Origin of the sequence: Sorangium sp. So ce131 (genome assembly GCF_051519095.1) — a bacterium.
Classification (GTDB): domain Bacteria; phylum Myxococcota_A; class Polyangia; order Polyangiales; family Polyangiaceae; genus Sorangium.
This window is the reverse complement of record NZ_CP150455.1, coordinates 5,380,201-5,400,787: the sequence shown is the minus strand read 5'-3', so window position 1 is coordinate 5,400,787 and position 20,587 is coordinate 5,380,201. Positions and strand designations below refer to the sequence as shown.

Below are 20,587 nucleotides of genomic sequence, written 5' to 3'. Positions count from 1 at the left end.
CGCGTTGGATCTCTCGAAAGCGCGCAGCACGGGAGATGGCTCGTGTTACGCCGTCATTCCTCCCCCGCGGCACCCCCTTCTGCCGCGAGCAAGAGCGCCCACCCCGTGTCGATCCACCGCGTCGCCTCCTTCGGCGTCCCCTCCAGGTAACGCAGCCGATTGACCCGTTGCTCGTCAAGCAACCCGCCGTTCCTCCGGACGTCGTCGCGGGCGACCATGACCCAGGCGAGGTCAGCCAGCGACACGGTCCGTTCCTTGAAGCGGCCTGGGCCGCCGTCGATGCGCAGCCCGCCCCCTTCCGCTCGACCGATAAGGCGGCAACGCTTGCCGTCCCGCTCCACAAAGGCCCCGGCGCCGGGCTGGCGGAGCAACGCCTCCACAAGCGCCAGCGCGCGCTCGCGAGCCCCGTCAGGCAGCGACCGGGACACCTTGCGGCCTGCTCCCAGGGCGCGGTACGCGGCATAGTCGCTGCCCGGACAGGCCCAGAGCCCCTCGCCCTCGAGATATCTGGCCACGCCCAGGTATCGCCAGGCCGATTCGCCAGGCGGCCGCGCGAGGACGAAGGCGGTCTCTCCCGGGCGGCGATCGTGGACCGGCCACCGGATCCGGTCCGGCGCCACAAGGGCCCCAGGGACCTCGACGCAAAAGAAGAGGTGCCCGCCGACACGGCCGCTCCGCGGCGGCCCCTCCAGGCCGAACGCGCGCGCAGCGGCCTCGTCGTCCTCGAAGCGCTCGCCGGGGCTCGGCCCGATGTCCTCGGGCCGGACGACGTCGATCAATGTCGCGATGGGCACCGTCTCGGCCGTGGCCTCGAACGCCGGCCCCTCAGGGTTGTCCGACCGGAGCCGCCACCGCGCCCCGTCGCGCACGATCCGCTTGATCTGGTAGCCAAACCCGAGCGCGCGATCGGGGATCTGCACCAGAGCCACCTTGCCGTCGAGCGCATCGTACGGGGCGCCGCGGGCAAACCGCAGGATCAGCCAGTCGCCGTCGCGGATGGGCCGCTTCCCGCCATCCATCGAGTCGCCCGCCGCGCGCACCGCGAAGATCCCCTCCCCGCGCGCCGCGGCCGGGAGTCGCACCACCTCGGCCTCCGGCGAGAGCTCCGCCGGCGCGCCCGCGGCACCGGCCGCGGCGCGCAGGTCGGGGAACGCGACGACCCCAACTCGCGGCGCCATGGAGGCGCCGTCGAGGTTCTCCGGTTCGATCCAGAGGCCGTCGGGCGAGCGGACGAAACGAACGTGGAACGCCGTTCCGGGGCGACCGGCCGCCGGGCCGAACCAGCGGCGCAGGAGGTCCGGGAGCTCGTTGCGCTGTGAGCCCACGCGGTGAGCGACGTTGCAGAACTCCTTCATGAAGCGGAAGCGCCACACCTCACCGCCTGGCAGCCGGACATCCGTGTTCCCCGAGGGAAGATCGCTCCGCACGCTCCGCGAGGGCAGCTTGAGGATGGGGTCGCGCCGGTTCCAGGTCACCTTGGCTGTGAACGACGCGCCGGAGCCCTCCTCGCGGCGGCGCGCGCGGTACATGGCGAGCCGGTAATCGACGAGCTCCCGGGTCATCGCGGCGAACACCTCTTCGTCGCCCGGAGGACACGAGAGCTTCGAGACGAACCGGTCGCCGTCGAGCGCGAACCAGCGCCGTCCGGGTCCCTCGGTCCACGCGGCGATGGGGTTGATCTTCCAGTAACCCACGAACCGGTGCGGATCGAACGTTCGGTGCCCGCCGAGCACGGCCACGTCGTCGAGATCGCGGAAGAGCTCCGGGGAGCGGGCGAGGAGGGCGTGGCTCCGCCGCGCGAGCTCCCCGATCGAGATGCCATCGAAGAGCGCGCCGGCCTCGAGCATCGCTTCGAGCGTGACCATCTTGTAGCACTTGCTCATCGGGGTGGTCTCCAGCTCCCGGAGCCACGCGCCGGCGGCGCCGAGGACCCGGCGCTCGGGCAGGCTCAGATCGCCCTCGGAGGCCACGAAATCGAACCAGCCCTCGTGGGCCGACCGCAGCGTGCGAGGCCGGTAACCCATCCGGTGGAGCTCGCCCGCGGTGGGGCGCTCGCCGCGCGCGTCGCGCAGGTCGCGGTAAACGCGCTCCACCTCGCTCTTCCCCCGCGCCGGGAGCAGGCTGAACAGGAGATCCTTGGCCTCGAGATCGAGCTCCACCGCGCAGCCCGACGGCAGGCGCGCGGTGCGGACTCCTCCAAGGAAATCGCGTAGATCGGAGGGCTCCGGCCCCAGCGAGACGAGCGTCCGCACGCGGTCGAGGAACACGCGGTGATTGCCCACGAAGTCGAGCACCGTCAGGCGCGCCTTGCCGTCCGCGACGCGCAGCCCGCGGCCGAGCTGCTGGAGAAAAACGACCGGCGACTCCGTCGGACGCAGCATCACCACGCGATCGACGGCCGGGACATCGACGCCCTCGTTGAAGAGGTCGACGGCGCAGAGCGCGTCGAGCCTCCCTGCAAGGAGGTCATCGAGCGCGTCCTCGCGCGGCGCCGACTCCGGCCCTGAGTGGACCGCCGCGATGCGCACACCTCGTCTCGCGAAGAACTCGCAAGCATGGTGCGCATGCCGGATCGAGCAGCAAAAGACGAGCGTGCGCGCCCCTGGGTGCTCCTGCCACGCCCGCCACATCTGCTCGAGGCGCCGATCGCTGTCGATCGCCTTCTCCAGCTCTGCCGGATCGAACCTGCGGTTCTTGAACGTGACCTTTTGATAATCGGTCTCTTCCTTGAGGCCGAAATACGCGAACGGCACGAGCAATCCCCGCTCGATGCCCTCGCCGAGGTCCGCCCGGTAGGCGACGTGATCGTCGAACAGCCCGGCGACGTCCGCGCCGTCCGCGCGCTCAGGCGTGGCGGTCAGGCCGAGCAGGAAGCCCGGATCGAGGCGATCGAGGATGGCGCGGTAGGTCGGCGCGGTGCCGTGGTGGACCTCGTCGACGATCGCGTAGTCGAAGCGCCCGGGGGCGAGGCGCGCGAGGTGCTCGGGGCGGGACAGCTTCTGCACGGAGGCGAAGACCACGTCGCCGTCGAGCTCGGCGGCGTCCCCGGCGCACCAGCTGAAGCGCGCCGCGCGGTCGCCCAGCAGGCGGCGGAACGTCTTTGCCGCCTGGAAAAGGAGCTCCTCGCGGTGGGCGAGCAGCAGCACGCGCGGAAGGCGGCCCTCTCGCTCGGCCCACGCGGCGACGTCGAGCGCGGCGAGGTACGTCTTCCCGAGCCCCGTGGCGAGCACCACGAGCGCGCGGCGGCGGCCCTCCTCCGCGCGGCTCCGCTGGAGTGCCGCGAGCGCCTCGCGCTGGACTGCATGCGGCGGCGGCAGCGGCGCGATCGGCTCGGCGTCGTCTTCGCCGGGCGGCAGCCCCGCGGAGGCCTGACGGGCGCGGCGGTCGTAGCGCTCCACCCACTCGGCCGTGAGCGGCAGGGCGCGCGACCACCAGCGCTCGAACGCGTCGGCGGCGGCCCGGTACGCCTCCGGATCACGGTGGCGGTCCACGCGGAGGTTCCACTCGACGCCGGTGCGAAGCGCGGCGTGCGAGATGTTGCTCGACCCGACGAACGCGGCCCCGAAGCGCGGGCCCTCGAAGCGCCACGACTTCGGATGAAACGAGCGGGTCTCGCCGGGGAGCGTCTCTACCTCGACCACGCGCGCCTCGAAGCTGCCCCGATGTCCGTCGACCGTGTTCAGCGCGGCGCTCCCGCCCGCCCAGTCGAGCAGCGTGAAGAGCGCCCTGGCCTGGGTGATGTGCAGGTAATCGCCGGTGACGAGCCGGACGCGCGCGCCGCGCGCCAGGGCCGCGAACACGTGGCGCTCGAGCGCCCGCAGCCCGCTCTCCTGAACGAAGGCCGAGAGGACGGCGACGTCCGTCGCGCGCGCGAACATCGGGGCGATGTGCCGCAGGAATGGATCTTCGGTCCCGCCCGTCGCGAGGGGAGCGGGCCTCGCGGCGAGGTAGTTCCCTCGACCGGGGATCACGTGGCGCACGCCGCCGCGTGGGTCGTCCACGTCGCCGCGGAAGCGGGGGATCACGTGGACGTGCAGGTGCATCACGGTCTGCCCGGCGGCCTCCCCGGCGTTGATGCCGAGGTTGTAGCCGTCCGGCCGGAATTCTTCGTCGAGCTGTCGCTTGACGACGTCGACGAGCTCGAAGAGGGCGGCCCGCTCTTCGGCGCTGGCGTCGAACCAGGTCGAGACGACACGGCGCGGGATGACGAGCGTGTGGCCGGGGCTCACCGGGAAGCGGTCGCGCAGGGCGAACGCGAGGGAGTTGGTCGCGACCCAGGACGACTCGGGCGCCTCGAGGAACGGGGACGTCACCGGCCGCGGATGGTACTTCGGACGGGAGCGGTGTGTCCTCTGGTCGCCGGCCCCGTACCTGCTACGTTCCCGAGGAGCTCGATCATGGCTGGCCCGGCGACGGTTCACATCGACGTGGAGCTCCCCTCCGATCTCGCTCAGCTCCGTCTCCCGGAGGGGGTCGATCGCCGGCTGCAGGCGCTTCTCGACAAGCAGGATCGCGGGGAACAGCTGTCGGCCGACGAAGCCATCGAGGCCGAAGGGCTCGTCGACCTGGCCGAGCTGCTCAGCTTGCTGCGGCTTCGCGCATCCCGGAACGAGCCCACGCCCGGGAGATGAGCCGCGATCACGTTCCCGCGGCGCTCCAGCGCCGCGTTCGCGAGCGGGCAGCTGGTCGATGGGGCCATTGCAGGCTCTCCTAGAATACCGGTCGCGTTGTTCGAGAGAGAGATGAGCCGCCAAGGACGCCAATAACATCTTTTCCTTGGCGTTCTTGGCGTTCTTGGCGTCCTTGGCGCCTTGGCGTTTCGAACTTCTGCTCGTTTCAAGCGGCTTCAACCCGCTTGTAGCTCAGACTCCTCGATAGATTGCGAGTGTCAGGGCGCCATCTCGCCATGATGACTCGCCGCCTCCACCCCTCCGGACAAGCTCTCTCCCCTCTCCCCACCTCCCCTCCCCGCGCCCCCGCCCTCAGGCAGCCCGCTCTTCCCAGTCGATCCGGTACGCGTGCACGCGCGCCTGCGCGGCCGCGCCGATCCTCAGGAACAGCGGCAGCGCCCGGTCGCGGAGCCACCCCGCCACCGGCCCGGAGACGGCCTTGTTGCTGCCGTGCCGGCGCGCCTGCCGGACGATCGCCTCGACGCGCGGCCGCCGGAGGCGCTCGAACGCCGCGAACGCCTGCTCCGGCTCGGGCTCGTCCCGCAGGCACCTCGCGAGGAGCATCCCGTCCTCCATGGCGAGCGAGGCGCCCTGGCCCGCGTGCGGCGTCGCCGCGTGCGCCGCGTCCCCGATCAGGCACACCCGGCCGGCGTGCCAGCGCGGCATCGTCAGGATGTCGTGCAGCAGCCACGGCCCGAGGACCTCCGGCGTCGCCCGCACCACGTCCCCGATCCAGCCCGGATCGCCCTGGTGCAGCGCGAGGATGCGCTCGCGGTGCGCCTCGGGTGGCGCGGCGCGGCCAGGCTCCGGCGCGGGCTCCCCGCTGTTGTGGAACCACCACACCTCGCCGCCCGGCGCCGCGAACGCCCCGAAGAACGCGCGCCGGCCGAACACCATCACGTTCCAGCCGGGCTCGATGGGCGCGCCGGGGCAGCGCGCGAAGCCGCCGAAGTCGATGAGCCCGGTGTACCCCGGCTCGGGCGCGCCGGGCAGCGCGCGCGCCCGCGTGCGCGAGCGGAACCCGTCGCACCCGATGAGCACGTCGCCGCGCGCCTCGCCGCCGCCGCGGAACCGCGCGACCACCTCGCGCGGATCCGAGCCGTCCACGTCCTCGAGCCGCGCGCCGTACCGGATCGCGACGCCGCGCCGGGCCGCCTCCTCCGCGAGCGCGGCGTGCAGCGCCCCGCGCCGGATCATGACGAGCCCCGCGCCGAACCGCCGCGCCGCGTCCCGCTGGTCGATCACGCCGACGCGCCGCCCGCGCGCGTTCTCGAACCGCATCCCCGCGCACGGCGCGCCGCGCGCCTCCACCGCGCCCGCGACGCCCAGCTCGGCGAGCACGTTCATCCCGTTCGGCGCGATCCCCAGGAACGCGCCCTCCTGCTCCGCGGGCGCCGCGCGCGCCTCGAAGACCGTCACTTCCACGCCGATGCGCCGCAGGAACATCCCGAGCACCGGGCCCGCGATGCCCCCGCCGATCACCACCGCCCGCCGCACGCCTCGCTCTGCCATCCCGCCACCTCCGCCCTGTCGTCCCGTGAGCCACGCACGTCGCGTGGGCTCGACTCCGGGCCAGCGTGGGCGCGACTGGCATTCATTGCTAGTGATGATTCCTGATGGTAATCGTCACGGCTGGTGAACATCTCGGCGCTGGATCTCAACCTCCTGCTCGTGCTCCACGCGGTGCTCGAGGAGCGGAGCGCCGCGCGCGCGGCGCGGCGGCTCCGGGTCACGCCGTCGGCGGTGAGCAACTCGCTCGCGCGGCTGCGCGCGCAGCTCGGCGACCCGCTCGTCGTGCGGAGCGGGCGCGGCCTGGTCCCGACGCCCCGCGCCCAGCAGATCGCGCCCCGGCTCCGGGCGGCGTTCGGCGAGATCGCCGGCGCCATCGAGGGGGACCGCGCGTTCGACCCGCGGACGACCTCGCGCACGTTCGCGATCGCGTGCTCCGACGTCGACCAGATCTGCAGCTTGCCCGCGCTCGCGCGGGCCTTCGCGGCGGAGATGCCGCGCGCGGTCCTCCGGGTCGCGAGCGTCGACCACCTCGAGGCGACCGGGGGCCTCGCCGGCGGCGACATCGACGCGGCGCTCGCGCCCGCGCACCCGCTCCCGCCCGGCCACCACGCCGCGGACCTCTACGAGCAGGACAGCGTCTTCCTGGTCCGCCGCGGCCACCCGTGCGCCGGCCGCCCGATGACGCGCGAGGTGTTCAATGCGCTGCGCCACATCGACATCCACGTCGCGCTCGGGCGGGGCGGCATCGGCAACCGGGCTGCCCACGAGCAGCTCGCGGCGCTCGGGCTGCACCGCGACATCGCCATGACGGTCCCGAGCTTCACCGCCGCCGCGGTCGCCGCCGCGAGCACGGATCTCGTCGCCGGCATGCCGCGCCGCATGGCCGAGGTGCTCCTCCGCCTCGCCCCGCTCGTAATCGTCGAGCCGCCGATGCCGGGGTTCAGCTTCCGGATCCAGCTCGTCTGGCACGAGAGGACACACCTCGACGAGGGCGCGCGCTGCTTCCGCGAAGTCGTCATCGCCGCGCTGCGGGATCCCGCGCCCCCGCGCCAGCGCGGGTTCGGGGGCGCGCGCGGCCCGGAGAAGGCCGCCTCCCGCGCCCCGCCGCTCGAGCGGAGAGGCGGGAAGCCGGGAAGGCGGCGCACCCGCTCTTCCACCTGACTTCCCGCCTTCCGCGGCTCACGCCGGGCGGTTCAGCCGGCGTTCGCGCCGCTCGCCGTTCAGCCGGCGTTCGCGCCGCTCGCCGTTCAGCCGGCGTTCGCGCCGCTCGCCAGCGCGGCCGGCGCGCCCGCGGGCTCGACGGCCGCCGGGGGCGGCGCCGAGACCACGCCGGCCGGGCGCCGGGTCCAGAGCCCCGCGACGAACCACGCGAAGGCCGCGACGCCGGCGATGAACAGGCTATCTCCGACGAACCGCATCCACCGCAGCCCCTGCAGGAGCGGCTGCTGCAAGAACTCCGCGCTCCGCGCGTACCACAGCCCGTGCTCGACGCTGGCCCACGCCTGCGCGAGCCCGATCGGCAGGAGGCTCAGCAGGATCATCAGCCCGAGCCCGCCGTTCATGCCCCAGAAGGCGACCCGGAGCCGCGCCTCGCTCCACACCGCGTCGGGGCGCAGGCGGCGGAGCATCACGAGCACGAGCCCGAGCGAGAGCAGCCCGTACACCCCGAACAGGGCGGCGTGCGCGTGCACCGGCGTCGTGTTCAGGCCCTGCATGTAATAGAGCGCGATGGGCGGGTTGATGAGGAAGCCGAACAGCCCCGCGCCCACGAAGTTCCAGAAGGCCACGCCGACGAAGAACCTGATCGGCCAGGCATACGCCTGCATCCACCCGGCCCGGCGCTGCATCTGCGAGGTCTCGTAGGCTTCCATCCCGACGAGCACGAGCGGCACGACCTCGAGGGCGCTGAAGCTCGCGCCGACGGCCATCGCCGACACGGGGGTGCCGCTGAAGTAGAGGTGGTGGAAGGTGCCCGGGATGCCCGAGACGAGGAAGATGCACGTCGAGAGCAGCGCCGCCCGGGCCGCGCTGTCGGGGCGCACGAGGCCGAACCGCGAGAACAGGAAGGCGATGGCCGCGGTGGCGAAGACCTCCATGAACCCCTCGACCCAGAGGTGCACGACCCACCAGCGCCAGTACTCCATGACCGACAGGTGCGTCTTCGCGCCGTAGAACAGCCCCACGCCGTAGAACATCCCGATCGCCACCGTCGCGCCGGTGAAGAGCAGCACGATGTGCCGGCTCGCGTCGCGCCGCGAGAGCGCGGGCCAGAGCGCGCGCAGCATCAGGAAGAGCCAGAGCGCGAGGCCGCCGAAGAGGGCGATCTGGAAGGCGCGGCCGAGGTCGACGTACTCGTAGCCCTGGTGTCCGAACCAGAACGAGGTCTCGAGCGCAAAGGTCTGCTTGACGGACAGCCACTCTCCGGCGAGCGAGCCGAAGACCACGAGCACGAGCGCCACGAAGAGGACGTTCACGCCGAGGCGCTGCCCCCTCGGCTCGCGCCCGCCGACGGCCGGCGCGAGGAACAGCCCGGCCGCGAGGAAGGCGGTCGCGATCCAGAAGACGCCGAGCTGGACGTGCCAGGTGCGCGTCACCGCGTAAGGCAGGTAATCCGCGATCGGCAGCCCGAAGAACGCCTGTCCCTCCACGGTATAGTGCGCGGTCAGTGCGCCGAGCGCGACCTGGAGCACGAGCAGCGCGACGACCACGACGCAGTACTTCCCGACGGCCCGCATCGACGGCGTGAGCGTCCAGCCCGCGAGCGGGTCGCGCGCGGGCGCGTCCACGTGCGGCTCTTCGCTGCGGCGGAAGGCGTGGTACCAGACGAGCGCGCCGATGCCGGCGAGCAGCAGGACGACGCTCACGACGGACCAGAACACGTTGGCGGTGGTGGGCACGTTGCCGATGAGCGGCTCGTGGGGCCAGTTGTTGGTGTAGCTCGCGCCGGTCCCCGGGCGCTCGGCGGCGCAGGCCCACGCCGTCCAGAAGAAGAACGCGGTGAGCTTGTCGCGCCGGCCCTCGTCGGGGACGGCGTCCGTGTGGAGCGCGTACCGCTCGCGCAGGGCCGCGAGGGCGGGCTCGTCGCCGAACAGCGCGCGGTAGTGCGCCGCCGTCTCCGCGACGGCGAGCGCGCGGTCCTCGGAGATCGTGAGCGTCCCGGTCGCCGGGTCCACCCCGCTCTCCCGCATGGTCCGCCGGAGGCGCGCCTTGAGCGCGGCCTGCGCCTCCTCGTTCAGCGCCGCGAACGGCGCGCCGTGCTCTCGCGCGCTCCAGCGCGACAGGAGCGCCTCGGCCTCGCGGTGGAGCCAGTCGGCCGACCAGTCCGGCGCCTGGTAAGCGCCGTGCCCCCAGACGCTGCCGACCTGCTGTCCGCCGATGCTTTGATAGACCAGCTGCCCGTCGAGGATATCGTCCTTCGTGAGCAGCACCCTGCCGGACGGCGTCTGCACCCGCTCCGGGATCGGGGGCGCCTTGCGGTAGACCTCCCGGCCCATGAAGCCCAGGATCAGGAACCCAGCGGTGATGACGGCGGCCAGCGCCAGCCAGAGTCGTCGAAGGGAAGGCATAACGACCTCGTGGTCGCGTGAGCCCAGGCGCGGCCGCGCCTCCGCGGCGCGGCCCCTGGGTCTCCAGAGGCGACGCTGGGGGTCAACGCAAGCGATGTGCCTCGATCGCAAGCACATGTTTTTATTAAATTTTATCGCATTGATGCGATTTTTACAACACCTCCACGTTGCACAAATCACAACTTCGTTGTAGATTATGCAACGTCATGCCTCGCCGTCGTCGCACATTGCTGGCCTCGCTCGATCGCGCGGCGCACTCATCGCACACCCCTCGCGCGGTCGGGCTCACGCTTGCTCGGTTGCCTGTTGCCCAGCGACGGCACGCGGCCCGTCGGCGCACCCGTCGTCGCGCGCGCAGGCTGAGGCATGTGGCTTCGGGGTCCGATCTGCGTTTCTGGCCGCCGATCCCGGAGGTGGTAGAACGGGGAGGAAGGCGAGGTACCCGTGGCGACCCAGAGCGTGACCCTCCGACTTCCCGACCCGCTCTATCAACAGCTCAAGAGGCGAGCCGAACAGGCCCGACGCACCGTCGAGGATGAGCTGCTGGACGTGGTGACGATGGCGATGCCGGTGGCCGATGAGCTCTCGCCGGATCTTGCGGAAGCGGTATCACCGCTCGCGACGCTGGATGACGACGGCTTGTGGGACGCCGCGCGCAGCCGCCTCCCCCCACGCGCCGCGGAGCAGCTCGAGGAGCTGCACCTGAAGCGCCAGCGTGAGGGGCTCACCGAGGCCGAGGAGCAGGAGGCCGCGTCGCTCGCCCGCCAGTACGAGCGCGCGATGCTCGTGCGTGCCCAGGCCGCCGCGCTGCTCAAGCAACGTGGGCACGACATATCCTGTTTGCTGACCACCGCGTGAGCAGGACATACATCCCCAAGGCGTTGCGTGAGCTCATCGCGCAGCAGGCGCGTCGCCGGTGCGGCTATTGCCTAACGCAGGAGGCGGTGGTTGGCCTGCCGATGGAGATCGACCATATCGTCCCTGAATCGCTCGGCGGCAGGACCGAAGAAGAGAACCTCTGGCTCGCGTGCTCGCTCTGCAACAGCCACAAGAGCGACCGTCTGGCCGCCCTCGACCCAGAGACGGGCGAGGTCACACGGCTGTTCAACCCGCGACGACAGACCTGGGCAGAGCATTTCGCGTGGGCGGCTGAGGGCGAGCGGATCCTCGGGCTCACGCCCGCAGGACGCGCCACCGTCATCGCGCTGCACCTGAATCGCCCCTCGCTCGTCCTGTCGCGGAGGGCGTGGGTCAGCGTCGGGTGGCATCCGCCGAAAGAGTGAGCTGCGCTGCGCCCTTTCTCCTGATCCCATGCCGAACCTCATGTCGCTGCTCTCGGTCGCGCTCGATCTCACGACCTCGCTCGGGACCGAGGACCGCTACCGGCGCCTGCTCGAGGCGGTGCGGCACGTGGTGCCGTGCGACGCGGCCTGCCTCCTGCGGTACGAGGACGGCGTGCTCGTGCCGCTCGCGGCGCACGGGCTCGCGCCCGAGGCGCTCGGGCGCACCTTCCGCGCGCGGGAGCACCCGCGGCTCGACATCCTCTGCCACGCCGCGGCGCCGGTGCGGTTCCCGCCAGACTCCGACCTGCCGGACCCGTTCGACGGGCTGCTCGCGTCGGACGCCACCTCGCTCGCGCATGTCCACGCCTGCCTCGGCTGCCCGCTGCGCGTCGAGGGCGCGCTGATCGGGCTGCTCACCGCCGACGCGCTCGACGCCCGCGCCTTCGACGGCGTCGACGCGGAGACGCTCTCGTGGCTCGGCGCGCTCGCGGGCGCGGCGGTGCGCACGAGCCAGCTCATCGACGCGCTAGAGCACAGCGCCGAGCGGGCCGGCCTGGTCGCCGACGACCTCCGGCGGGCCGCGGAGCGGGACCGCGGCGCCGGCCTCCTCGGGACGAGCCCGGCCATGCAGAAGCTCCGCGACGAGATCGCGCTCGTCGGGCCCTCGGACCTCACCGTGCTCATCACCGGCGAGACCGGCGCCGGCAAGGAGCTCGTCGCCCGCGCCGTCCACGCGGCCTCGGCGCGACGGAGCGAGCCGCTCCTCCACGTGAACTGCGCGGCCCTGCCCGAGTCGGTCGCCGAGAGCGAGCTGTTCGGCCACGTGCGCGGCGCGTTCACCGGCGCGGAGCAGCACCGCCCCGGCAAGCTCGAGGTCGCCCACAAGGGCACGCTCTTCCTCGACGAGGTCGGCGAGCTGCCGCTCTCGATCCAGCCGAAGCTCCTGCGCGCGCTGCAAGAGGGCGAGGTGCAGCGGGTCGGCGCCGACCGCGCGCTGCGCGTCGACGTCCGCATCCTCGCGGCCACGAACCGCGACATCGAGAAGGAGGTGGCCGAAGGGCGCTTCCGGGCCGACCTCTACCACCGGCTCAACGTCTATCGCCTGGCGGTGCCGCCGCTGCGCGACCGCAAGAGCGATATCCCGCTGCTCGCCGGCCATTTCTGCGACGCGGCGCGCGCGCGGCTCGGCGTCGGCCCGGTGCGGATCGCGCCCGCGGCGCGCGAGCTGCTCCTCCAGGGCTCCTGGCCAGGCAACGTGCGCGAGCTCGAGAACACGCTCTTCCGCATGGTGCTGCAGGCGTCGCGCGGCGCGCCCCGCGGGGCGCCCGTGGTGCTGGAGCCGGCGCACCTCGGCGGGACGTTCTCCCCGGCGCCGGCGCCGCCCGCGGCCCACGACGACAAGGCCGCCGAGGGCGCCGGCAGGGGCGCGCCCCCCGCGGCGGGGGCGACGCTGCACGAGCAGGTCGACGCCTACCAGCGGGACCTCATCCGGAGGGCCGTGGCGCAGCACGACGGCAACTGGGCCGCCGCGGCGCGGTCGCTCGGGATGCACCGCAGCAACCTGCACCACCTCGCGAAGCGGCTCGGGCTCCGCTGAAGTCACGCGAGAGCGGTTCATCGCGGGAGCGGAAGCCAGCGGTTGTCGTCGAATTGGATCCGAAGAAGCCGTGGACAAAGGCGGTGCCGAATGGCAACCAAGTCCCATGGACGACCGAAGATCAGATTACCGTCGAGCCCGGTATCGGGCTGCTCAGGTGCTCCTCCTCGGCACAGGCGCGCTCGCCGCGTGTTCTCCCAAACGCGCCGAGGTGACGCCGCAGCCCGCGCGCACGGACGTCATCCTCACCGGCGCCGACGCGCTCGGCGACTGGACCACCGATGCCCCCGGCGTCAAACGCAAGATCACCGCCGCTGACCTCCCGCCGCCGAACGAGGACGAGTCGGTGGTCAACCGCTCCACCAAGACCGATCGTCCAGCCGGCGTGTTCCCGAAAGTGCCGTCGGGATTCGCCGTCAACGAGCTCGCCACCGGCCTTGACGAGCCCCGCGTCGTGCAGGTCGCGCCGAACGGCGACATCTTCGTGGTGGAGAGCGGGGCGGACCGGGTGCAGGTCTTCCGCGACGCCGACGGCGACGGCAAGCCCGAGCTCCGCAGCACCTACGTCGAGGACCTGAAACACCCCTTCGGCCTCGCGTTCTATCCGACAGGCACCGACGCGCCGACGCACGTCTACATCGCCAACACCGACAGCGTGGTGCGTTTCCCGTACAAGCCGGGCGACACCAAGGCGAGTGGCCCGGCCGAGCCGCTGGTGACCAACATCCCCTCCGGCAAGGAGACGGTGGGCGGCGGCGGCCACTGGACCCGCGACATCGAGTTCAGCAAAGACAACCAGCGGATGTTCGTCTCGGTGGGCTCCAAATCCAACGTCGATGACGACGAGGACGAGGTGCGCCGCGCCTGCATCCTGGCCTTCACGCCGGACGGCAAGAACGAGGCGCTCTACGCCTCCGGCATCCGCAACCCGGTCGGCCTCGCCATCGAGCCGTCGACCGGCGTGCTCTGGACCAGCGTGAACGAGCGCGACGAGCTGGGCGACAACCTGGTGCCCGATTACGTGACGCGCGTCCAGGAGGGCGGCTTTTACGGCTGGCCCTGGTATTACCTCGGACCGAACCAGGACCCGCGCCACGAGGGCAAACACCCCGAGCTGAAGGACAAGGTCATCGTGCCCGACGTGCTGATCCAGTCGCACTCGGCCTCGCTCGATCTCGCCTTCTACACGGGCCAGCAGTTCCCGGCCGAGTACCGGGGCCACATCTTCGCCGCGCAGCACGGCTCGTGGAACCGCTCGCGGCGCACCGGCTACAAGGTGGTGCACATCCCGGTCGAGAACGGCAAGGCCGCCGGCCACTACGAGGACTTCATGACCGGCTTCGTGGCCAAGAACGGCGACGTGTGGGGGCGCCCGGTCGGCGTGGCGGTGGCCAAGGACGGAGCGCTGCTGGTCACCGACGACCAGAGCAACACCGTGTGGCGCGTGACCTACGGCAAGTGACGCCGGGCCTCCGCCGGCTCCCGCGCTGACGTGACGCCAGCGGAGGCCCCGACGACGAGCGCGCTCGGCGGGGCCTTCATTCGCCCTCTTCCGGGCTTATCGCGGCGCCGGGGCACACGCTCGAGAGAGGGCAACGGCCAAGGACGCCAAGGCGCCAAGGACGCCAAGGACGCCAAGAAAAAGAAATATCTTGGCGCTCTTGGCGCCTTGGCGTCCTTGGCGGTTCGAAATTCTGCTCGTCTCAGGCGGGTCTAACCCGCTCCAGTGAGGAGAGGCCCTCCACGGTATCTACCGCGGCAGGCGCGCTCCCCGCGCTCAGAACCGCCCCCGCACGCCCGCCGACAGCAGGCCCACCGTGAACTCGGCCTCGGCCTCCGGGGCCTTGCGTGGCGGCGGGGCGGGCGCGCCGGCGCTCTTCGGCTCGTCGAACAGGTAGAGCCGGAGCCCCACGGCGAAGGCCAGGAACGTCACCCCGCCGGCGACCGCCGCGGCCCCGGCGAGGCGGCCGCGCGCTTCCACCGCGTCGTTGTAGCGGTCCCGCTCGTCCGGCGAGAGCGACCGCGCGTCCTTCTTGTCCCGCAGGTCGACGGCCTCGCTCTGGCTCGCCAGGGCGAAGCCCGCGAGCGTTCCGGTCGCGACCGCGCCCGCCGCCCCCACGCCGAGCACCGCCCACGCGGCGATGCGCTGCGGCGTCTTGCGGAGGTCGGCGTCGATCCGGATCGCTTGCTCGTGACTCACCTGGATCTCCCGGCGGTACGGCGCGTGCCCCGCCAGCGAGACCTCCACGACGTGGGCGCCCGGAGCCACCGCGATCGCGGCGGCCGTGGGCACCGTCGCCCGCACCTGGCCGTCGATGGCGATGGCCGCGCCGCTGGTCCCGGTCACCTGCAGCATCGCCGGCTTCGGCCGCAGCACGACGTGCTGCGGCATCAGCTCGCCGGCGACCGCGACGAGCGTGAGCTCCTCGTCGTAGTGCCCCGCCGCGCGCACCCGCACGCGGTGCGGGCCAGGCGCGACCGGCGCCACGAGCGGCGCCGGGACGAACGGCTGGCCGTCCACCGAGACGCTGGCGCCTTCGGCCGGCGACGACAGCAAGAGCCGCGTCCCGCCCGTGGCCTGCCTCCCCGGCGAGGAAGCACCCGCGGAGCCACCCTCGCCGGCAGCCGCGCCGCCGCCGGCGAGCGCGCCCCCGCCGGCGACCGCGCCGCCCTCGCCGGCGGCCGCACCCTCCCCGCTGCCTCCCGGCAGGCCCGCGAGGCCGAGCCGCGCCTCGAGCGGGACGAGCGACGCCAGCGCGTCGACCGCCTCCTCGCGGCGCTTCGCGGCCGGATCCGCGCGCAGGTACTCGCGGTAGAGGGCGATCGCACGGCGCAGCGCGTCGGGCGCCGGCGCGGTGAGGTACTGCCGCCGGTAGGCCTGCGCCGCCGAGAACAGCAGCGACGGGCTCGGCACGAGCTCGTGCGCCTCGAGGAACGCCTCCGCGGCGACCTGGTACTGACCCGCGTCGTACGCCTGCGCGCCGGCGCTGAAGAAGTTCTCCGCCCGGGCGACCTGCTCGGGCGTCGGCCGGGCGCCGCGCGCGTCGGCCGAGGCCGCGGCGGGCGACAGGGCGAGGCTCAACGCAGCCCAGAGCACCAGGGGACGCGCCGTCGCCATCACTCCAGCACCGGCTTTCCGCGGAGCACCTGGAAGAACGTGGCGCTCTGGTGGATGGCGACGTCGCCGACGCCATCGCCGTCGAAATCGCCCGCGCCCACGGCGACGAAGTCGCTGTCGGCCGGCGGCGCGGCGCCTTCGGGGAAGGAGACGTCGAGCTGCCGCAGCGACCGCGCGCCGGCGTCGAGGTCGTGCAGCTCGAGCCGCCCGGGCCCGGCCACGACCACCTCGAGCGCGGCGTCGGCGTCGGCGTTGATCAGCGCCGCGGAGAGGCCGGCGCCGACCTGCTCGCCGGCGCAGGCCAGCTCGCCCTCGGAGCCCGGCTGGCCGGGGCGGGCGAGGACCGCCTCGTCGAAGCCGCCGTCTCCGCGGCCCCACAGGGCGACCAGCTCGCCCGTCGCCGCGCGGGCGACGACGTCCTGCCAGCCGTCGCCGTCCAGATCGGCCACGAGCGGACGCGGCGTGTACTTCGGCAGCGGGCGCGGCGCGTCCTCCGGCGGGTCGGCGTCCTCGTCGGTCGCCCGGAAGGTGCACCGCGTCTTCTCCGGCGCGCCCCGCTCGACCAGCTTCCCGTCCGTTTCCCCGTAGACGGCGAGCTCTCCGCCGCCGAGGCGCAAGAGCTCGTCGCGGCCGTCGTTGTCGGTGTCGACCGGCACGAGCACGCAAGCGTCGCACGGCAGCGCGAGCTCGCCGGGCAGGCCGGACGACGTCGCGAGCAGGTTGTCCCCTTCCGGCGTGACGGTGATCAGCCAGAGCTGCTCGCTGCCCGCGCGGGGCGCGTTCGTCGCGAGGTCGCGGTGCTGGGTGATCGCGGCGAGGCTCGGCCCGGCCGCGAAGCTGCCGGCGGCGACGGCGAGGAGGCGCACGGGCAGGACGGCGCGCGGCTCCTGGGGAGGCGGCGCGAAGTAGAACGGCGCGCGCAGGAGGCGGTAACGGCCCCCCTCGACGAACGCGAGGGCGCTGTCCTGCGACCCCTGCTCCTCGGGCCGCGGGAGCTCCCGGAGCGCGAAGAGCTGGGCGCCCTCGCCGTCCGGGAGGAACCGCCCCGCGATGAGGCCGCGGGCCATGTCGAGGCGGGCGTGCCCGGCCGGCGCGGAGGGCGCGGCGAAGGCGTTGCCGTAGGCGACGTCGAGCGCCGGGAAGCGCTCCGTGGACGACTGCGCCCGCTGATCGAAGTAGGCGATGTCGTTCACCCGGTCGCCGTCGACATCGGCGACGGCGAGGGAGCGGGGCGGGCACTGCGTCGGGACGAGCGACGGGTGGAAGGTGCCGTCGGAGGCGCCGCTGTACACGGTGAGGTCGGGGAGCTCCGCCGTGGACGCGACGATGTCGAGGTGACCGTCGGCGTTGACGTCGGCGGCGACCGCGTTGCACCAGGTGACGGCATCGCAGATCGGCGACGCGAACGGCGCGCCACGGCACGGCAGCGGCACGAGCTCGGCCCCGGGGAGGGACGCGTCGAAATCGCCGGCGAGGAAGATGTTGTCCGCGTGGGCGAGCTCGCCCGCGTCCGGGATCGCGAGCGCGCTCGTGTGCTGGTCCGGCGCGCCGGACGACGGCAGGGCTTCCGCCGAGTGGAATCTCCCGTCGCCGAGGCCGTAGGCGATGTGGAGCTTGCCGTCGTCGGCGTTGACGACGACATCGAGCGCGCCGTCGCCGTTCTGGTCGAGCACGGCGAGCGAGGCGTTGCGCTCGCGGATCCTCGCGCCGCCGTCGAGCGTGATCTCGGGCAGGATCGCGAGCGCACGCGCGCCCTCGGGGCCGCGCACGCCGTAGACCCGGAGGCGATCGTCGCCCCGCTGCGCCACGATCACCTCGTCGCAGCGCGCGCAATCCCCGGCGGCGCCCTCGTCGAGATCGGCGGCGGCCGCGGCGACGATCTCGGCAGGCACCACCGGGATCTGCTCGGGGAACGTCTGCGGCTTGCTGCTCGGGTCCGAGATCAAGGTGACGCGGCCGGCGCTGCCGCCGCCGTCCATGCCGCCGCCGTCCATGCCGCCGCCGTCCATGCCGCCGCCGTCCATGCCGCCGCCGTCCATGCCGCCGCCGTCCATGCCGCCCGGCGCGGCGGCCGCGCCGAGGAATACCAGCGCGGCGTCGCGGTCTTGCAGGCGGATCGCCAGGGGGTGCGCCGACGCGCTCCCGAGGCGCGTGCTCGAGTAGAGCGTGGACGCCATCGCCGCGCTCCCGGAGGCGGAGAACACGAAGATGCCCTCCGCGATGTCGCCCTGCCGGGCCACGATCAGCTCCAGCTGCCCGTCGCCGGTCAGGTCGCGCAGCAGCGAGGCGGGCGTCAGGCCGGGCGGCGAGGCGGAGGAGGTCTCGTCGCCCGGCTCCACGGGGACCAGCTGCGAGACCTGCAGCGCTTGCTCCGCCTGCGCGCACAGGCCGGGCGCCTGGCTCGAGAGCGCCGTGATCGTGGTGCCCTGGAGCGTCGTGCGCACGAGCTCGTCGCAGCCGTCGTCGTTGATGTCGCCGACCAGCAGGTCCATCGCGGTGACCGTGCTGCGCATGACCAGCGCCTCGAACTCGCCCCGGGGCCGCCGGCATACGCCGTCCGCGCCGCACCCGTGGCCGTCGGGGCACACGCCCGCCTCGTCGCCCGCGCAGAGGTAGCGGCACTGGTGCGCGCTCCCGGGCGCGCCGCAGCCGTCCTGCCCGTCGCAGGCCTCGTCCGCCGCCTCCTCGACGACGCCGTTGCCGCAGAGGTTCTCCTCGATGAGGGAGAGGTTCGCGCAGCCGGACGTCGCCATCACCAGCGCGAGCGACGCGCCACGGGATCGCATCATGGTCAGGGAGCTCCGAGGAGGCGTTCGAAGGACGGCCTCTCCAGGTCGGTGTGGTGCTTGCGCGGGCGGCTCGGCCGGGCGCCCGTGCCCGCGGGCGGCGCGGCGGAGGCCGCGCTGGTCCTCTCGGCGGCCGGCGCATCGGCGGCCGGCGCAGCCGGGGCGGCCGGCGCAGGCGGGACGGCGCCGCTCGCGGCCGCGCCGGGGGCCGCCTGGACGCCGGGATCTGCCGCGCTCGCGGGCGCGTCGGCGGGCGCCGCGCCGGCAGGGTCGGCCGCGACCGGCGGCGCCGTCGCGGCCGTCGCGGCAGCCGCCGGAGCGCCGTCCCGCGGAGCGCGGCCTTCGCCCCCGCCGCGGAGCCACGCGACAGCCCCGGCCACGACGCCGCCCAGCACCAGCGCGGCGAGGACGGCAGCGCGGCGCGGCGCAGCCTTCGCCGCGACCGCGGGCGCGGCAAGCGGCGCCGCGGCGACGGCGGGCGCGGCAAGCGGCGCCGCCGCCAGCGTCCGGACGGACCCGGACGAGGCCGCCGCAGGTTGCGCCAGCGTCCCGCCGATGTCCTGCGGCCGCGCTGCCGGCTCCATGGGCAGCGTAGAACCGGCCGCTGGGGTCTCCCCGACCGCTCCAGGGCTGCGCAGGGTGCCGCCTGGGCCCGGGGGCCCCTCCCCCCCGGAGCCCTCCACCGCCTCAGAGGGGCCTCGGCCCCCCCCTCTGGAGCCGTCTACCGCCTCCGCGCCGCCCTCAAGGGCTCCACGGGCTCGCTCAACCGCCTCCGCGCCGCCCTCAAGGGCTCCACGGGCTCGCTCAACCGCCTCACGTCTGCCCTTGATCGCCACCGTGGCGCCCCCGAGGGCTCCACCGGGTCGATCGATCGCCTCGGCGGCCCCCTCCCCGGCGCCCTCGGCCCGGTCGATCGCCGCGACGACGGCGGTCTCCGCGTCGGAGCTGACGAGCGGCGACCCGACGGAGATCACGCGCCCGGCGCTCCGAGGCCGCGACGCGTCCTCACCATCCAGCCCGAGCTCGCGCACCCGGTCGACGAGCGCCTGGACGGCCGCGCCGGCCGACGGCGGGCGATCCTCGGCGCGCTTCGCGAGCATCGCCAGGAGCGGGGCGTCGAGCTCCGGCGGGAGCGCCGCGCACACGCTCGAGGCCCGCGGCGGCTCGTTGCAGAGGTGGGCCATCATCACGTCCATCATCGAGTCGCCCTGGAACAGCAGCGTTCCCGTGAGCATCTCGTGCGCGATCACGCCGAGCGCGTAGATGTCGGCGCGGTGGTCGACGCCCTTGCCGCGGACCTGCTCGGGCGCCATGTACGCGGGCGTGCCGATGGCCGCGCCCGTGGCCGTCTTGTGCGCGAGCCCCTCGCCCGCGAGCTTTGCCACGCCGAAGTCGAGCAGCTTCGGGAAGAGCCGGCCGCTGCGCTCGATCGCGACGAAGATGTTCTCGGGCTTCAGGTCGCGGTGCGTGATCCCCGCGGCGTGCACCGCGTCGAGCGCGTCGGCGACGCCCTGGAGGACGGCCGCGGCGCGGGCCGGCGCGAGGCGGCCCTCGCGGCGGATCAAGGCGCCGAGCGTGAGCCCGTCGAGCAGCTCCATCACGAAGTAGTGCCGCCCCTCGATCACGCCGAACGAGAAGATGTCGATGATGTTGCGGTGCCGGATCCGGTTCACCGCGCGCGCCTCGCCGAGGAAGCGCGAGACCACCTCCGGGTCGGACGCGAACCGCCGGTTCAGCAGCTTGATCGCCACCCTCTTGCCGATGAGCGGCTGCTCCCCCGCGTAGACGTCGCCGAAGGTCCCCGCGCCGAGCAGCCGCTCGACGCGGTACTCGCCGACCATGACGCCCGGCTCGAGCTCGGCGTCGGTGAACATCTCGTCGGGCAGGAGCGCGCACCCGTGCTCGGGGCAGGTCGCCACGTCCTCCGCGTAGACTGAGCGACACTCGGGGCAGGTGGCCATCGACCCTCGGCCGAGTCTAGGCGCCGTCGCGAGCGATGAACAGCACGGCCGCGCTCGGCGGCAGAGGAGCTGCGACCCTGAAGGCCGGAACAGC

12 protein-coding genes are annotated in these 20,587 nt (G+C 73.4%); 6 read left to right on the top strand and 6 right to left on the bottom strand.

All coding sequences use genetic code 11. The annotated features are described in order from the left end of the window. Positions 1–53 precede the first annotated feature (53 nt). On the bottom strand, positions 54–4,313 hold the full coding sequence (locus WMF43_RS19470) for a DEAD/DEAH box helicase family protein (RefSeq protein ID WP_437682181.1): 4,260 nt from the start codon (positions 4,311–4,313) through the stop codon (positions 54–56). A gap of 84 nt (positions 4,314–4,397) precedes the next feature. On the opposite strand from WMF43_RS19470, the gene WMF43_RS19465 reads away from it, so the two are divergent. Beyond that, complete coding sequence (locus WMF43_RS19465; protein ID WP_437682179.1) at positions 4,398–4,631, top strand: hypothetical protein; 234 nt, start codon at positions 4,398–4,400, stop codon at positions 4,629–4,631. A gap of 351 nt (positions 4,632–4,982) precedes the next feature. On the opposite strand, the gene WMF43_RS19460 is transcribed toward WMF43_RS19465, so the two are convergent. Then, on the bottom strand, positions 4,983–6,182 hold the full coding sequence (locus WMF43_RS19460; protein ID WP_437682178.1) for an FAD-dependent oxidoreductase: 1,200 nt from the start codon (positions 6,180–6,182) through the stop codon (positions 4,983–4,985). A 123-nt stretch (positions 6,183–6,305) separates the two neighbouring features. Between WMF43_RS19460 and WMF43_RS19455 the strand changes: the two genes are divergently transcribed. Continuing rightward, on the top strand, positions 6,306–7,343 hold the full coding sequence (locus WMF43_RS19455) for a LysR family transcriptional regulator (RefSeq protein ID WP_437682176.1): 1,038 nt from the start codon (positions 6,306–6,308) through the stop codon (positions 7,341–7,343). Positions 7,344–7,429: 86 nt separating this feature from the next. Here the strand turns inward: WMF43_RS19455 and WMF43_RS19450 are convergent, their stop codons facing one another. Beyond that, entirely contained in the window at positions 7,430–9,748 is a 2,319-nt protein-coding gene (locus tag WMF43_RS19450; RefSeq protein WP_437682174.1) for a nitric-oxide reductase large subunit, read from the bottom strand. A gap of 444 nt (positions 9,749–10,192) precedes the next feature. Between WMF43_RS19450 and WMF43_RS19445 the strand changes: the two genes are divergently transcribed. From WMF43_RS19445 to WMF43_RS19430, 4 genes are all read left to right on the top strand, one after another. Beyond that, complete coding sequence (locus tag WMF43_RS19445; protein WP_437682172.1) at positions 10,193–10,606, top strand: hypothetical protein; 414 nt, start codon at positions 10,193–10,195, stop codon at positions 10,604–10,606. After that, a complete protein-coding gene (locus tag WMF43_RS19440) occupies positions 10,603–11,031 on the top strand; it encodes an HNH endonuclease (RefSeq protein WP_437682171.1) in 429 nt (142 codons plus the stop codon). The genes WMF43_RS19445 and WMF43_RS19440 overlap by 4 nt, the downstream gene beginning before the upstream one ends. A gap of 28 nt (positions 11,032–11,059) precedes the next feature. Then, positions 11,060–12,628, top strand: coding sequence for a nitric oxide reductase transcriptional regulator NorR (gene norR, locus WMF43_RS19435; protein WP_437682169.1), 1,569 nt, complete (start codon positions 11,060–11,062; stop codon positions 12,626–12,628). A gap of 106 nt (positions 12,629–12,734) precedes the next feature. Then, positions 12,735–14,090, top strand: a complete 1,356-nt coding sequence (locus tag WMF43_RS19430; RefSeq protein ID WP_437682168.1) for a PQQ-dependent sugar dehydrogenase — start codon at positions 12,735–12,737, stop codon at positions 14,088–14,090. Between the two features lie 315 nt (positions 14,091–14,405). Here the strand turns inward: WMF43_RS19430 and WMF43_RS19425 are convergent, their stop codons facing one another. From WMF43_RS19425 to WMF43_RS19415, 3 genes are read right to left on the bottom strand one after another with little or no spacing between them, the layout of a single operon-like run. Beyond that, positions 14,406–15,746: a PEGA domain-containing protein gene (locus tag WMF43_RS19425; protein ID WP_437682166.1), complete on the bottom strand. Its 1,341-nt coding sequence runs from the start codon at positions 15,744–15,746 to the stop codon at positions 14,406–14,408. Beyond that, positions 15,746–18,535, bottom strand: a complete 2,790-nt coding sequence (locus WMF43_RS19420) for an FG-GAP repeat domain-containing protein (protein WP_437682164.1) — start codon at positions 18,533–18,535, stop codon at positions 15,746–15,748. The genes WMF43_RS19425 and WMF43_RS19420 overlap by 1 nt, the downstream gene beginning before the upstream one ends. Before the next feature lie 2 nt (positions 18,536–18,537). Then, on the bottom strand, positions 18,538–20,493 hold the full coding sequence (locus WMF43_RS19415; RefSeq protein ID WP_437682162.1) for a serine/threonine-protein kinase: 1,956 nt from the start codon (positions 20,491–20,493) through the stop codon (positions 18,538–18,540). Between the last annotated feature and the right edge of the window lie 94 nt (positions 20,494–20,587).